Here is a 14,081-nt window from a genome sequence, read left to right as displayed (position 1 = left end):
TTTCATCCGCCGCAGGTGGTATACATTGACCGCCCTATCCAAAAAGCGGCGAAGGCCGTCGAAGACAGCATATTACCCAACAGCTATGCTGATAATTTAAGAAACGGATATTAAAACCTTGCAAAAATGGAAGCATCTGATAATCTATATTTTTCGAAAGAACATACTTGGGTAAAAATTGAAAACGATACCGGAACGGTTGGTATTACCACTTTTGCACAAAGCGAACTTGGCGAGATAGTGTATGTTGACTTACCAAACCTGGGCGATGAGTTTGAACAGGATGAAGTTTTTGGCTCTGTCGAGGCACTTAAAACGGTAAGTGATTTATTTATGCCACTTTCGGGCGAAATTACCGCCGTTAATGAGAATCTACTTGAAAATCCAACACTTGTTAATGAAAAACCTTTTAGTGAAGGTTGGATGGTCAAAATACAAGTTAGTGACCTTAACGAACTTTCAAATCTTTTAAGCCACGAGGCTTATCAAAAATCAATCAATAAATAATATGGCTAAGAAAAAATTAGGCTTTCTCGACAGAAATCTTACACTTTGGATTTTTGTCGCAATGGCAATAGGTGTTGGGATTGGGTACTTTTCCCCATCATTTCCAAATATCATAAATTCATTCAGTAGCGGAACGACCAACATACCCATTGCGATAGGTTTGATATTGATGATGTATCCCCCTTTGGCAAAGGTCAATTATTCGCTGTTGCCCAAAGTTTTTAGAAATACAAAAATCCTTTCCATATCTCTTATTTTAAACTGGATAATCGGTCCTGTTTTAATGTTTATTTTGGCAATCACGTTTTTACGCGATTACCCCGAGTATATGGTCGGACTTATCCTAATAGGCTTGGCACGTTGCATTGCAATGGTCTTGGTGTGGAACGACCTCGCTGAAGGAAGTAGCGAATATGGTGCTGGTCTGGTCGCTTTAAACAGCATTTTTCAAGTATTTGCATATAGTTTCTATGCGTGGATATTCATAACTATACTTCCGCCTTATTTTGGGTTTGAAGGCGCTATCGTTGATATTTCAATAGGTACGATTGCAGAGAGCGTGGCTATTTATTTAGGTATTCCGTTTGTTATGGGAATATTGAGCAGATTAATCTTGGTAAGGTTGAAAAGCGAAGAGTGGTACACTAAAGAATTCATTCCGAAAATTTCGCCCATAACCTTGATTGCACTTTTGTTTACAATTGTTATAATGTTCTCGCTCAAAGGCGAACTGATTGTAGAAATCCCGATGGATGTAGTAATTATTGCAGTCCCATTGCTCATCTATTTTACCCTGATGTTTATCATCGGCTTTTTCTTTACCAAAGCCACAGGTGCGGAATATGATAAAACTACTTCCGTGGCGTTCACAGCAGCTGGGAATAATTTTGAATTGGCTATTGCTGTTGCCATTGCAGTTTTTGGGTTGAATTCTGGACAGGCTTTTGCAGGTGTTATTGGACCTTTAGTGGAAGTTCCAGCATTAATACTATTGGTTCGGGTTTCCTTTTGGTTGCGGAAAAAATATTATGGAAAAGTCGAGGTTTAAGTTGCTAAAGAAGTAGATTTTCTTTTATCACCAGCTTTGGTATCAAAAGCAATCCAGATTAAAAGTTCACGTTTTAGATTTATTCATTATTTAAGTATTTGCTTAAATAATATAATAATGATATATTTGTAGCCACTTTAAATCAAAAAAGATGAGCTTGGAAATAACCTGTACACGGAACGAAGCAGACAAGAAGCAAATATCGAGATGTAAGGAAACCATAGAGAATTCTTCAGGTAGCTTAGAAGCAATAAGCAAAATTTTGTCTCTTGCGGGAAGCGAGGTACGACTGAAAATTCTATTTCTATTGAACATAGAGAATGAACTGTGTCCTTGCGATATTGCTGACATTCTTGAAATGAGTGTTCCTGCCGTATCCCAGCATATCCGAAAAATGAAGGATGCGGGAATTATTACATCGAGACGTGAAGGGCAAACATTGTATTATTCGCTGGTAAAGAGTGAGGACAATGTTTTGAATGGAATTTTCAATTCAATTTCGACAAGAAAGAAAACAGCTTAGAAAGTTTACATTATGGCACCGAATAAAACTTCAAATACCGCGACCTATACCGGCATTTTTACCGCAGTTGCAGCATCAATATGTTGTATAACCCCTGTCTTGGCATTAATTGCTGGAACAAGCGGAATTGCATCTACCTTTTCTTGGGTCGAGCCATTTAGACCCTATCTTATCGGCTTGACCATTATTGTCTTGGTGTTTGCCTGGTATCAGAAACTGCGGCCGAAAACACAGGAAGAAATAGATTGCGCCTGTGAAGATGATGCGAAACCATCGTTTTGGCAATCCAAACGGTTCTTATTGATAGTAACACTATTCGCCGCATTGATGCTGGCCTTCCCGTACTATTCCAATCTATTTTATGCACAGCCCACCAAGGATATTGTCTATGTCTCTCAATCGAATATCAAAAAGCAGACTTTTGAAGTCGCTGGAATGACCTGTGCAGGCTGTGAGGCACACGTAGAAAACGAAGTCAATAAGCTGGATGGAATTATTTCGGTCAAAGCCAGCTACGAATATGCCAATACCATAGTGGAATTTGACAAGACCAAAACCGATTTGCCTGCAATCCGAAAAGCTATAGAAAGCACCGGCTATAAAGTTGTCGAGAAAACCACTAAAGAAAATAAGTAGATGAAAAAATATGATGTTTTCATTATTGGTTCGGGTATGTCAGGTATGACAATCGCCAATAAATGCGCTTCAAAAGGTCTTTCGGTGGGCATTACTGATGAACTGCCTTATGGTGGCACCTGTGCCCTACGAGGCTGTGACCCAAAAAAAGTGATTATCGGTGCCACGGAAGTACGCGACTTCGCTAAAAGACTTAAAGGGAAAGGCATTGATACCATTCCGAATATCAACTGGAGGGATATAATGGCGTTCAAACAGACCTTTGTTGATGAAATGCCGAGGAAAATAGAAAAGGGGTATAAGAAGAACGGAATCGACACCTTTCACAATTCCGCTACGTTTATAAATGAGAATACCTTAAGTGTAGGTAACGAGACCATTCAAGCTGATAAAGTTGTAATTGCGTCAGGTTCAAAACCAAAAGTTTTAGATTTTGAAGGCGGACAGCTTGCGAAAACGAGTACGGATTTTCTAAACCTTAAGGAATTACCCCAATCCCTGCTTTTCATCGGTGGTGGATATATCGCCTTTGAATTCGCGCATATTGCCGCACGTTCTGGTGCCGAGGTAACAATAGTACATCGAGGCAAACGTCCGTTGGAAAACTTTGACAAGGATATTGTAAAACATTTGGTCGATGCCACAGGTAATTTAGGTGTTAAGCTCGTTCTTGAAACTGAAGTTTCTAAAATTGAACATAAAGATGACAACTACATTACTACAGGAATTTCAAACGGAAAGGAAACTAACTTCAAATCGGCAGAAGTATTTAATTCCGCTGGTCGTCCCCCAGCCATTTTTGATTTAGAATTGAAAAAAGCAGGTATATCCTTCTCAAAAAAGGGGATAGAGGTCAACGAATACCTTCAGAGCAAATCGAACGCGAACATATATTCAGCTGGCGATGCAGCGGACTCAAGAGGATTGCCCCTAACACCCGTAGCTGTTTTGGAAGGACACGTCGTAGCTTCAAATATCATTAAAGGAAATAAGAAAAAAGTCAGTTATCCCCCAATGCCTTCAGTAGTTTTCACTTTGCCCACTATGGCAACCGTTGGCCTATTGGAAGATGATGCCAAAGAAAAGGGATATGATATCAATGTCAATTTTGAAAAAGTGGATAATTGGTTCAATGCGAGACGCCTGAATGTGGATGAATATGCTTATAAAACAATCATCGATAAAAATAATAATACCATTTTGGGCGCGCATCTGATCGGACCTCATTGTGAGGAAACCATCAATCTTTTCGCAATGGCGATAAAGACCAAGATGACCATAAGCGATTTGCGGACAATGGTATTTTCATATCCTACAATGGCATCTGACCTAACCTATATGCTCTAACTATTATTTATGGAAACTACAATATTAAAATCTACGATCACCTGCCCTGAATGCGGCCACAAAACAGAAGAAGAAATGCCAACCACGGCCTGTCAATTCTTTTATGAATGTGATAATTGCAAACAAACACTAAAACCAAAAGAAGGGGATTGTTGTGTATTCTGTTCTTATGGTACTGTGGCTTGTCCGCCGATTCAAGAAAATAAAAATTGTTGTTAAAAAGCCATACTATAAATTCACTTCCTCTTATCCCCAGCTTTAGTATCAAAAGCAATCAAATTAAAAAGTTCCCGCATTCGACTACGGACACGATTACCATAACGTTCTTCCAGTTCTTCTGCGTTGAGATTGGTGGTGGCGTGGGTCTTGATTTTGTGTTTGGTTTGTAAGTACAGCTCGTATCGAGATAAAAGTACTTCGCCCATTACGTTCAAATCCTTTCCGTAGAATCTGCCAGAAGGTTCCACGCCCAAATCATCAAAACAGTAAAATTTAGTGTTACCATATTCTTCAACGGTTTTAAAACCCAAATGATTAAAACTGAAGGTTACGTTTCGGCAAGGAATCATCTCATAAGGACGTTGCAAAGGCACTAAATGGCGCAATAATTTCATTAAACTGGTCTTTCCGCATCCAACGGGTCCAGAAAGCAGAATGCCTTTGTCAATGTCAATACCGTAAGTCTCACAGTTGTCTTTATCCTTGATGAAGTAGGAACAGAGTTTCAGCAAAATGTCTTTGTCTTCATCATAAATCCTAAACTTTTCGCCAAACAAAAGTTTGCCCTTGGCATTCAGGTAAATCAAGATTTTTGGAAAATCATAGAGGACGCTTTTGCCATCAAATTTTCCGAGCGAATATTCCACGCCACCTTCGGTAATTTTAGAGGGGTTGTCCATAATCTTTGTTTTTAGTGGTTCGCAAGTTGTCCTTGATTTGGGACGCTTGTTTTTTGTTTGGTTTTTTTTCTTCGTCGAATATTTCGGTTCTGTCCATCCAGTTGATGGCTACGGCACGCCAATCTCGGATGTCTTTTCCGTCGCTGGTTTGCCAATTACGAGTTTGGTAATGCTCAAAGAATTTTTTTGCTTCATCAGCATCAAAACCTTTTTCTTCAAAAAAAATGAAAACGGCCTGCCAGCCCTTTGGCTGTTTTATATTGTTTTCTTGTTTGTTATTGTTTATAGTAGATACCAATGCTTGTCCACCTATGGGACGGTGTTGGTTCACTACTTGTCCGTTATTGGGACGGTGCTGTCCCACAACTGGTTCACGTATGGGATGGTAGTGTTCCGCAAGTTGTTCTAATGTGGGATTGTACTGTCCCACAACAGGTTCATCACTTGTCCCGATAATGGCCATCTTTATTTTGCTGCCTTTGTACGGATTGTTGGAAGGGAAATAGCTCAAATAGAGCCAAGAATCTAATTCCGTTATGCACCGATGATAGGTAGATTTTGAACCTATTTTGGCACAACGCATCAAATCCCTACGGTTTACATATAGTTCATCTGCAAACCTTGAGCTGTTCCATTCTTGGAACAGCGCCATATATAAGCTTATATGGGTAGGATTTAGGCGGTCATCAAAATAGAACTTTTCAAAAGCCGCATTAAGTAGCTTTATATAGTTCATCGTTAAGAATTTAAACTATGATCCACACGGTTGGCGTCCATTACTTTTTGAATTTCCTCTGTATCGTAATAGATAATGCCACCCACTTTTGTGTAAGGTAGCGTACCATTGATACGAAGATTCTGTAAAGTGCCTGGACTAACTTGAAGCAAGTCCATTACCTCGGAAGATTTTAAATATTTCTTGAGTTTTCCAGTTGCTTGTTTAGATAGAAGATTCTTGATGTCATCGAGCAATTCCATTTTAAATTCTCGAAGGTCGTCGGTGGTAATAATATTTGCTGGCATAATAGAACGGTTTTAAAGAAAGGGACTATCGTATCGATTTCAACTAATTTGATAGTCCCTGACCTGATTTGACTTTCGTTCTACAAATTTGGGATGGTTTATTGGATTTTAATCCCAAGTTGTACCCAAGTAGGGTGTTTTTATTTGCTCATTTTCAATGGTTTAAATTGGTTTGATTTAGAGGTGTCACTTTAAATCATCTATGCCAAATGATAATAGATAAAATTAATTTTATTTTTTCACAAGTAAGACCCAACTTGGGAAGAAATTTAACATTTTTAAAAATGAAAATATCAACCGTCCGTTTCTTCCATTCGCCTTAAAAGTGTTGCTTTTAGTCTATCAATAAACTTGGTTTGGTCGATTTTCCGTTCTCTTATTTCGAGAAAAGTTCTATAAACGTTACCAAGATTAAGTTCAAAAATATCTTCACAAGCTGAAGCCATTTCTTTAATACCAGCTGTACCGCTTTTTATCGCTCCAGAAGCCTGTAAGGCATAAATCAATTCAATCAGGTCAGTTTTTGAAGCCGTCCAGCCAAGGCGCTCACCATTGGCTAAAGTGTTTAGTTTATTTGAAATACCGTAGGACTGATCTCTTAAATAACTTAATTCCTGAACGTAGTGATTTATTAAGAGGTCATAGGCCATAATTTTAGCAATTGCGTTATCGTGACTTGTAGAAAATTCAGCATCAGTATAGAAATGGGAAGTGTCCGAAACCAGACTAATTTTATCTTTACCTCTTATAAAGTAAAATTCATCTAAAACCGTAGATTCCTCCCGGTAATATTTAATAAAGTCGATATTCCGGCGGTTACTTTCTTGAAGTTTTTGAATTTCTTCGTCTATAAAGATCTGTTGAGATTGAATCGTTCCCGCCGGGCGATTAATCAAAAAATTATACAGTTTAGCATAGAATTTCAACCTGCTATAAACATACGGCTTGTGCTTTTTGAAAAATGTTATTTCATTTTCTTTATTTTTGAATTTATTATCTCTAATACATAGCCGAAGTTTTTGTAAATATTTCCTTGAGATTGTAATTCCCTTTTCAACTACATTGAAATCATTAACGTTGGACTCCTCTATTTCTAATATTTCATTTTTGAAATCTTCTATTATTTTAAGTAAATCTTTTTCCAAATTTAATCTGGGTTTAAATGTTAATAAAATAAAACCCACATTATTGACAACTGTAATTTTGGGGTTTAAGAAATCGCATTTTGCATCTTAACATCGTTTCCAAAACGACTTAATACAAAACACCTAAATCATTTGGTGTCATAAAGAGAGACTAGTTAAAATACACGCTCTATAAATGTTACTTTATTACCATTATTAGGCTTTTTAATTCGTTAGGTTTATTATTACATTATATTCAAGCCTGTAAAAGTTTGAGGAACTCAACTCTACGCATCTCTTATTTGACTTGAATAGCCCTATTTCTATGATTGCTAACATAATACAACAGTAAAAGAAACCCTAACAAGACCACTTGTGCCATTAGAGTTTCATTTGTAGGATACACGCCCAACCAATCTATCTTAAGGGAAATAGGGAAACTAGTGACTGATACCCAGCCTGCCTCTTGGACAGCGTGAATCCCTTTTCCAATTAATATTATCGCAAGTAAGGTTATTACCCAAGCCGAATATCTAAAAAGTTGCCTTACCGGAATTCTTTTGGAATATTTTACAAAAATCACTGCAAGCAATGCTATCAGTCCAAAAGCAGCAATCACGCCCAAACCTATGGAAGACCCATCACCAGTTTTGGTCTCTAAGCTAATGGCCTGTAAGAAAAGGATGGATTCAAAGGCTTCCCTAAATACAACCATAAAGGAAAATACGGCCAATCCAAACATTTTTTCCCCTCTTAGTTGTTTGCCTATCTTTTTTTCTATAAATTCTTTCCACTTTTTTGAATGGGAATGATTATGCAGCCAAAACCCAACAAATGCCAGCACTATTACCGCTACTAAAGAAATCAATCCCTCCATAATCTCACGGTTCTTACCACTAATACCGATTATCCAATCTGACAGGAACCATCCTGCGATACCTGTTAGAATGGCCATAATCCACCCGCCGTGTACATACGGGAGTGCTTTTTTAGTGCCGGAAGTTTTTATTAAAGCCAGGATCAGGGCAATGATAAGGAATGCTTCAAGCCCCTCGCGCAACATAATAGATGCTGCCAAGAAAAAGGAAAGCCAATAGTTGAGCTTCGTATCCCTCATCAATTGGTCCGCACGGTCTATCATTGATACCGCATCAGCGATTTCAGCTTGTACCGTGGAGATACTTTTAGAGCTCTCTATAGCTTGTCTAACCGCCATCATTTGCTGCTCTAGTTGTGAGGTGAATTCTGGGTCGTTGGCTTTCAATCGTACTTCTACCGGTTCAATACCTTCGAGATATGCATTCAGGGCATTTTGACGTGCCGATTTTTTATTGCCCGCCTTATAATCTAACAGAACAGCGTTCAGGTAATTTCTGGCAACAACAAGACTATTGTCGGTCGAGGCCTTTTCGAGAGAAAAAATTCTTAGAGCTTTCAATTTTTTATAAGTAACGGAATCTTCGTAGCCCAACTTTTGAATCAATTCCTTATCGGATAGAGTAGCCACATCTTTTAAGGAAACTTCATTAGAGATTTTGTTAAATATTTCCTTTAGCCCAAGCGAATCTGCAGAAGAGGCATTAAACCTCAGGGATTTGATATAAAAGGAAAGATCCCATACTTCTTTATCGCTCAACATACCGAAACTTTGCATTGCAGTTCCTTCTACACCAAGTTTGATGGTGTTATAAGCCTGAAAGGGGGAAACCTCACGCATAAGGGTATCGATTAAGAAATTGGTAGGCGCCGGATTTAGGCCCATAGCTAGTTTGCCCTGTCCATTACCGCTTGCTCCGTGACATTGAATGCAATTGGTCAGGAATAGTTTCTTTCCATTATCAATATTTGGCCAATTAGGTGGGCTAATTTCAAATTCCGTAAAATTGATAATAGCCCACTTGACCTTTGAAGTGACCTCTTTTATTTTTTGATGGGAAACCTTGTTTAGTACATATGCTCTCAAATCAATCAAGTCGCTCTGTATCTGGTTTGCCTGCGTTAAGGAGAGCTCCAGATTTTGGCTTAGTGAGAGTATGGTTTCACTAAATTCCTTCATTTCAAGGTATTCACCTTCGTTAACTATAACACCATCTTTAACCGCTGCTGGATAATCTTTTGATAGATAATCCAATAAATGTATAATGGTCTGAATATTCGAGTCATCTTTGACCGTGCCGGCATAGATGTTCGAGCTTAATAAGGCAATGAAGCTTATTAGAAAAATACTTATATAACGCCTGTGTTGTAACATAAAAAAATTATTATAAAAATCACTAATATTATTTAGACTAAATAAATATAAAGATACGCTTTAAAACAAATCCTTTCGCAAAAGGTGCGGTCAATATATCAATACTGAGTTACTTTATTAAGTAATCAATCTTATATGATATGGAGATTCTTAAAACATTATGCACCTAATTTTAAATCTTTTAACCAAGGCACCAATTTTCAGATTTTATCCATATACCAAATCTTTTATAAAGAAATGAAACAAGAGAAGGGCTGCGATAAAAATTCCAATTAGGGCCATAATTGCCCATAACTTGTCTCTTTTGGTTATTTTACTCTTAGACCTTTTCTCCCTTCTTCTTATTCTTCTGTTTAATGACATAATTTGATTTCGAGTAATCAAGACACTTTTCAACTGGCAATAGGGACAATCCCTGAACCTTAAAAAATTTCAATTATTAAGAGGAAGGCGATGTCATCTATATAAATGAACTAGTTAAACACTATATTTTCAACTCCCCACAGTATTAGATAAATTAAAAATCCTTTGAATAGTATCAATCCGAAAAAAGCAGGTAAAAAAAGTAGAAAATGGCATCGAAAAAATAAATTATAAGTACTATAGAAAAGATTCCGACAAGTGCTAGGATGCCGTACAATCTGTCTTTTGTTGTCATAGTACTTTTTAGGGATTTTTCATTCCTTTTTCTTTGCCTTCTATTTCTACGATTTTGAGACATTTTATTCTTTATATGCTTCTTCCAATTTTAAATTAGTCCCATTTCATTTTCTGTAGTCGAATGGCATTGAGTATGGCAAGGAAGGCTACTCCAACATCTGCAAAAACTGCTTCCCACATTGTAGCCATCCCCATTGCGCCCAAAATCATAACAATGATTTTTACACCGAAAGCCAAACCAATATTCTGCCAGACAATGCGTCTTGTAGACCGGCCTATTTTTATTGCCCTTGCTATTTTAGAGGGTTGGTCGGTCTGGATAATGACATCCGCCGTTTCAATGGCCACATCGCTGCCCAAACCACCCATTGCAATGCCTACATCACTTATTGCCAAAACCGGGGCATCGTTAATGCCATCGCCAATAAAGGCAATCTTGCTGTCCGGGCGTTTTTTTAAAGTTTCCACTTCATTCAATTTATCTTCCGGTAAAAGCCCTCCTTTTGCCCAATCGATTCCCATTTCGTTTGCCACTTGCTGTGTAATTGAATCCTTGTCGCCCGAAAGCATTATAAGTTGTCGAATTCCTGCTTGACGTATTTGTTCAATGGCTTCGTGCGCATCTTCCTTCAGTTCATCGGCTATGGTTACATAACCTGCAAATTTTCCATCAATGGCTACCATTACAATGGATTCAACAATAGCGTCCGTTTCTGATGGAACTTCAATACCGTTTGAGGTCATCAAAGCTTTGTTACCTACAAGTACTGTTTTTCCGTTGACCATCCCTTTCAAGCCCTTTCCGGCTACTTCCGAAACATCGGTCGCCTCATAATCCGAACCGTCCGCTTTATATTCCAATATCGCCTTCGCAATGGGATGTGTGGATTGTTCTTCCATCGCCATCAGGTACTTCATAAACGTTGCCTTTTCTAATGTTATGGGTTTAATTTCCTTTATTTTAAAGACCCCGTGGGTAACGGTTCCGGTTTTGTCCATTACTATCGTATTCACTTGGGTCATTGCATCCAAAAAAGATGCGCCCTTGAAAAGTATACCGTTACGGGATGCGGCACCCAATCCACCGAAATAACCTAGGGGAATGGAAATGACCAATGCACAGGGACAAGAAATTACCAGAAAAATCAAGGCTCGGTATAACCAATCCTGAAACACGTAATCGTCCACAAAAAAATAAGGTAAAAACGTTAAGCATACCGCTAAAAAAACTACGATAGGAGTATAGATGCGTGCAAATTTCCTTATAAACAGTTCCGTCTTTGATTTTCTTGCGGTAGCATTTTGTACCATATCGAGAATACGGGCAATGGAACTGTCCTTGAATTCTTTGGTGGTTTCCACTTCTATAACACCTTCTAGATTGATGCTCCCGGCAAAAACCTTGTCTCCTTTGGCAATGGTGTCGGGTTTGCTTTCCCCCGTAATCGCTGCGGTATTGACCGATGCTTTTTCGGATAGTAATTTGCCATCTAAAGGAATCTTTTCGCCTACGCGCACTTGTATTTTTTCTCCAATTTCCACGGTCTCGGGATTGACGGAAACATAATCGCCGTTTCGATACACCACGGCCTCATTAGGGCGTACATCAAGCAGCGCCTTTATATTACCCTTTGCTCGTTTTACAGCTGCGTTTTGGAAGAGCTCACCTACGGCATAGAAAAGCATTACCGCAACGCCTTCAGGGTATTCCCCAATGGCGAACGCCCCCAGGGTTGCGATGGACATTAGGAAAAATTCGGTAAAGAAATCACCGTCCTTGATACTTTCCCATCCCTCTTTTATAACAGGAAAACCAACGGGGATGTAGGCTACCGCATACCAAACGATTCGCACCCAACTTTTAAAAAATGGGAAGGCGTCAAAATAATCAACCGCAATACCTACTATAAGCAATACAAAACTGAAGATGGAAGGGATATATTCCTTAATACTCAGTTGTGCTGAAACCTTATTTTCAATTGATGTATCGTTGAGGTCTCTTAAATTTAGTTTTTTCTTTTTCATATATGTTTTATTTTAAAATAGTTTTAGAACAAAAAATACCATTATTAATAGATAGACGATATAGGCTGCATCGAAAACGAATATCTGCCATCTGCTAAAACCGTGAAGTTCCTTGCTTTGATGGACAAAAAGGGAATACAAAAGCGGCATCAGCCCAACGAAGGCAAGGTTCACCCAGAACAACTGAAAATCTTCGATAGGGGTGGTTACCAGTGCCAATGGGAAAAAGGCTACCGTCATCGTAACCGCATTATCTGCGATAACACTGGTGGTGCCTGCCGTTACTTCGCCTCCTTTCACCACGCTCCAGGTCTTGAATATTTCAGGCGCGGTGGTCATTATACCCGTGATGAACAATCCGCCAACGATTTCAGAAATATTCAGGGTCGAAACAATATTTTCAGTGGCCTTTACAATAAAAAAAGCTCCTACCGCTATCGCCAAGGCTCCTGCAACAGATAACCAAATCTGTTTTTTGTCCCATTCTACATTTTTGCCCTTTTTCCGGCCTTTTATGATGGCGTGGGCCAAGAAAACTGCGTAGGCAGCGAGCATAATCCACCCATCCACAGGCTGAAGTCCTCGCCAGGCTTTGGGCAAAGTCAAAAGGGCGACAAGGGCGATAATCCCCAGATAAGGCAGGGAAAGGACAGAAATAGATCGTTTATTCAGCACAAGAATATTTTTATCGAGGTGTTTTTGATGTTTCTCATTGTTCTTGAATCGTTTCCGTGAAGCGAAATACGCTATGGTAACCATTAACGGAATGGAAATGATATTTGAGCCCAATAGATTACCTAGACCAATATCGGATACGCCCCGGGCTGCACTGGTAACGTTTACAGCTACCTCGGGGCTAGCGGTTACAATGGCAAGGAATGCTGCACCTGCTGAAGCGGTCAGGCCCCATTGTTTGCGGAGCATCTTTAAAGGCGTCAAGAGTTGGTCCGCACCCCAGTGTGCCGCCCAAGCTGCTACCCCCAATACTAATATCCATAACCAGACGTCCATTAATAATTGTTGTTTATTATTGTTCTGTTACCATCGGTATATTTCAACTTTTTCATATTCGATCTTTTCTGGACCTTTCGTTGTTTGTTTTGAAAGATCAGGAGCAAAATCACTCCCGTGCTAATCCAAACATCTGCGGTATTAAATACAGGGTCGAAAAAAGTAAATTCATTGCCTCCCCATAATGGCAGCCATTCCGGAAGACTTGTATCTATAATTGGAAAGAACCAAATATCGACTACATTACCATTTAAGAATCCGGCATAACCACCGCCCGAGGGGAATATTTCTGCAATGTTGCGAAGTGCGGGATCACTTTTTTCAAAGATCAGTCCGTAAAATGCACCGTCAATCAAATTACCCAATGCACCTGCGTATATAAATGCTGCACAGATTACAAAAACCTTTGCATATCCTTCACGTATCATCTTTTTGATATAAAAAGTCCCCCAAACAATGGCGGCCAGCCGAAATAGGATCAAAACAAGCTTGGCCAGATATCCCTCCCCAAACTTAAAGCCCCAGGCCATTCCGGGATTTTCCAAAAAATGCAAGCGAAACCAATCCAGGCCAAATACGTAGTACTCCTCGCCATAATAAAAATGGGTCTTCACATAAATCTTTATGGTCTGGTCTATTGCCAACAACAGTAAAATCAATAATGCTACACTACTTTTATTCATAATTTCCTATTGTTTCCCAACGTCTTGTGCAACATATATTTGCATTATTTAGATAATTTTAAAATTCTTATGGCGCCCCGCATTACAAACGTGAAGACGATGCCGCCAATCACCAAATCGGGCCATTTGCTATTCAGAAAATAGACCAGTACCCCTGCCACTATAACCCCACCGTTTACAATAATATCATTGGACGTAAAAATGGCACTGGCCTGCATATGCGCCTCCTTACTTTTAGCCTTGTTTATCAACCAAAGCGAAATAAGATTCCCCAGTAGGGCAAAAATTGAAACAATGATCATCCATTGGAACAAAGGTGTTTCTGTATCGCTGAAAAACCTTCG

Annotated in this window: 15 protein-coding genes; 6 read left to right on the top strand and 9 right to left on the bottom strand. The window is 39.0% G+C overall.

Annotated features, from left to right (window positions below):
- Positions 1-126 precede the first annotated feature (126 nt).
- The 6 genes from gcvH (at position 127) to K1F36_RS19480 (ending at position 4,280) form a co-directional block, all read left to right on the top strand.
- Positions 127-507, top strand: coding sequence for a glycine cleavage system protein GcvH (gene gcvH, locus K1F36_RS19505; protein ID WP_220115282.1), 381 nt, complete (start codon positions 127-129; stop codon positions 505-507).
- A gap of 1 nt (position 508) precedes the next feature.
- Positions 509-1,555, top strand: a complete 1,047-nt coding sequence (gene arsB, locus K1F36_RS19500; protein ID WP_073099373.1) for an ACR3 family arsenite efflux transporter — start codon at positions 509-511, stop codon at positions 1,553-1,555.
- 151 nt (positions 1,556-1,706) lie between these two features.
- A complete protein-coding gene (locus K1F36_RS19495) occupies positions 1,707-2,078 on the top strand; it encodes an ArsR/SmtB family transcription factor (RefSeq protein ID WP_073099372.1) in 372 nt (123 codons plus the stop codon).
- A gap of 12 nt (positions 2,079-2,090) precedes the next feature.
- Positions 2,091-2,714 (top strand): mercuric transport protein MerTP, encoded by a 624-nt coding sequence (merTP, locus tag K1F36_RS19490; RefSeq protein WP_073099371.1) that lies wholly within the window; start codon positions 2,091-2,093, stop codon positions 2,712-2,714.
- Positions 2,715-4,061 (top strand): dihydrolipoyl dehydrogenase family protein, encoded by a 1,347-nt coding sequence (locus K1F36_RS19485; protein WP_073099370.1) that lies wholly within the window; start codon positions 2,715-2,717, stop codon positions 4,059-4,061.
- 9 nt (positions 4,062-4,070) lie between these two features.
- Positions 4,071-4,280: a GDCCVxC domain-containing (seleno)protein gene (locus K1F36_RS19480; RefSeq protein WP_073099369.1), complete on the top strand. Its 210-nt coding sequence runs from the start codon at positions 4,071-4,073 to the stop codon at positions 4,278-4,280.
- Between the two features lie 17 nt (positions 4,281-4,297).
- On the opposite strand, the gene K1F36_RS19475 is transcribed toward K1F36_RS19480, so the two are convergent.
- The 9 genes from K1F36_RS19475 to K1F36_RS19435 all read right to left on the bottom strand — a co-directional run.
- Entirely contained in the window at positions 4,298-4,960 is a 663-nt protein-coding gene (locus tag K1F36_RS19475) for an ATPase (protein WP_220115281.1), read from the bottom strand.
- Positions 4,944-5,696: a hypothetical protein gene (locus tag K1F36_RS19470; RefSeq protein WP_128757724.1), complete on the bottom strand. Its 753-nt coding sequence runs from the start codon at positions 5,694-5,696 to the stop codon at positions 4,944-4,946. Before K1F36_RS19470 ends, K1F36_RS19475 begins: the two co-directional genes overlap by 17 nt.
- A gap of 2 nt (positions 5,697-5,698) precedes the next feature.
- Positions 5,699-5,983 (bottom strand): helix-turn-helix domain-containing protein, encoded by a 285-nt coding sequence (locus tag K1F36_RS19465; protein ID WP_073099366.1) that lies wholly within the window; start codon positions 5,981-5,983, stop codon positions 5,699-5,701.
- A gap of 293 nt (positions 5,984-6,276) precedes the next feature.
- A complete protein-coding gene (locus K1F36_RS19460; protein WP_008610946.1) occupies positions 6,277-7,128 on the bottom strand; it encodes an RteC domain-containing protein in 852 nt (283 codons plus the stop codon).
- A 277-nt stretch (positions 7,129-7,405) separates the two neighbouring features.
- A complete protein-coding gene (locus K1F36_RS19455) occupies positions 7,406-9,358 on the bottom strand; it encodes an FTR1 family protein (protein ID WP_073099365.1) in 1,953 nt (650 codons plus the stop codon).
- 753 nt (positions 9,359-10,111) lie between these two features.
- A complete protein-coding gene (locus K1F36_RS19450) occupies positions 10,112-12,043 on the bottom strand; it encodes a heavy metal translocating P-type ATPase (RefSeq protein ID WP_008610948.1) in 1,932 nt (643 codons plus the stop codon).
- A 12-nt stretch (positions 12,044-12,055) separates the two neighbouring features.
- On the bottom strand, positions 12,056-13,054 hold the full coding sequence (locus K1F36_RS19445) for a sodium:calcium antiporter (protein WP_073099364.1): 999 nt from the start codon (positions 13,052-13,054) through the stop codon (positions 12,056-12,058).
- Positions 13,054-13,737, bottom strand: coding sequence for a lipoprotein signal peptidase (locus K1F36_RS19440; RefSeq protein ID WP_220115280.1), 684 nt, complete (start codon positions 13,735-13,737; stop codon positions 13,054-13,056). Before K1F36_RS19440 ends, K1F36_RS19445 begins: the two co-directional genes overlap by 1 nt.
- 44 nt (positions 13,738-13,781) lie before the next feature.
- Positions 13,782-14,081: cation efflux transmembrane domain-containing protein (locus K1F36_RS19435; RefSeq protein WP_220115279.1), on the bottom strand; the 300-nt coding region annotated here is incomplete at its 5' end.

It is taken from the genome of Flagellimonas abyssi, assembly GCF_019457905.1.
GTDB lineage: Bacteria > Bacteroidota > Bacteroidia > Flavobacteriales > Flavobacteriaceae > Flagellimonas > Flagellimonas abyssi.
The sequence above is the reverse complement of the archived record's forward strand: the minus strand, read 5'-3'. Positions and strand labels throughout refer to the sequence as shown.

Bases quoted from the DNA above. Each gene is read 5' to 3' on its own strand.
- K1F36_RS19455 (WP_073099365.1), bottom strand. From the start codon at position 9,358: ATGTTACAACACAGGCGTTATATAAGTATTTTTCTAATAAGCTTCATT.
- merTP (WP_073099371.1), top strand. From the start codon at position 2,091: ATGGCACCGAATAAAACTTCAAATACCGCGACCTATACCGGCATTTTT.
- K1F36_RS19440 (WP_220115280.1), bottom strand. From the start codon at position 13,737: ATGAATAAAAGTAGTGTAGCATTATTGATTTTACTGTTGTTGGCAATA.
- gcvH (WP_220115282.1), top strand. From the start codon at position 127: ATGGAAGCATCTGATAATCTATATTTTTCGAAAGAACATACTTGGGTA.
- K1F36_RS19475 (WP_220115281.1), bottom strand. From the start codon at position 4,960: ATGGACAACCCCTCTAAAATTACCGAAGGTGGCGTGGAATATTCGCTC.
- K1F36_RS19480 (WP_073099369.1), top strand. From the start codon at position 4,071: ATGGAAACTACAATATTAAAATCTACGATCACCTGCCCTGAATGCGGC.
- K1F36_RS19485 (WP_073099370.1), top strand. From the start codon at position 2,715: ATGAAAAAATATGATGTTTTCATTATTGGTTCGGGTATGTCAGGTATG.
- K1F36_RS19465 (WP_073099366.1), bottom strand. From the start codon at position 5,983: ATGCCAGCAAATATTATTACCACCGACGACCTTCGAGAATTTAAAATG.
- K1F36_RS19445 (WP_073099364.1), bottom strand. From the start codon at position 13,054: ATGGACGTCTGGTTATGGATATTAGTATTGGGGGTAGCAGCTTGGGCG.
- K1F36_RS19450 (WP_008610948.1), bottom strand. From the start codon at position 12,043: ATGAAAAAGAAAAAACTAAATTTAAGAGACCTCAACGATACATCAATT.
- arsB (WP_073099373.1), top strand. From the start codon at position 509: ATGGCTAAGAAAAAATTAGGCTTTCTCGACAGAAATCTTACACTTTGG.
- K1F36_RS19495 (WP_073099372.1), top strand. From the start codon at position 1,707: ATGAGCTTGGAAATAACCTGTACACGGAACGAAGCAGACAAGAAGCAA.
- K1F36_RS19470 (WP_128757724.1), bottom strand. From the start codon at position 5,696: ATGAACTATATAAAGCTACTTAATGCGGCTTTTGAAAAGTTCTATTTT.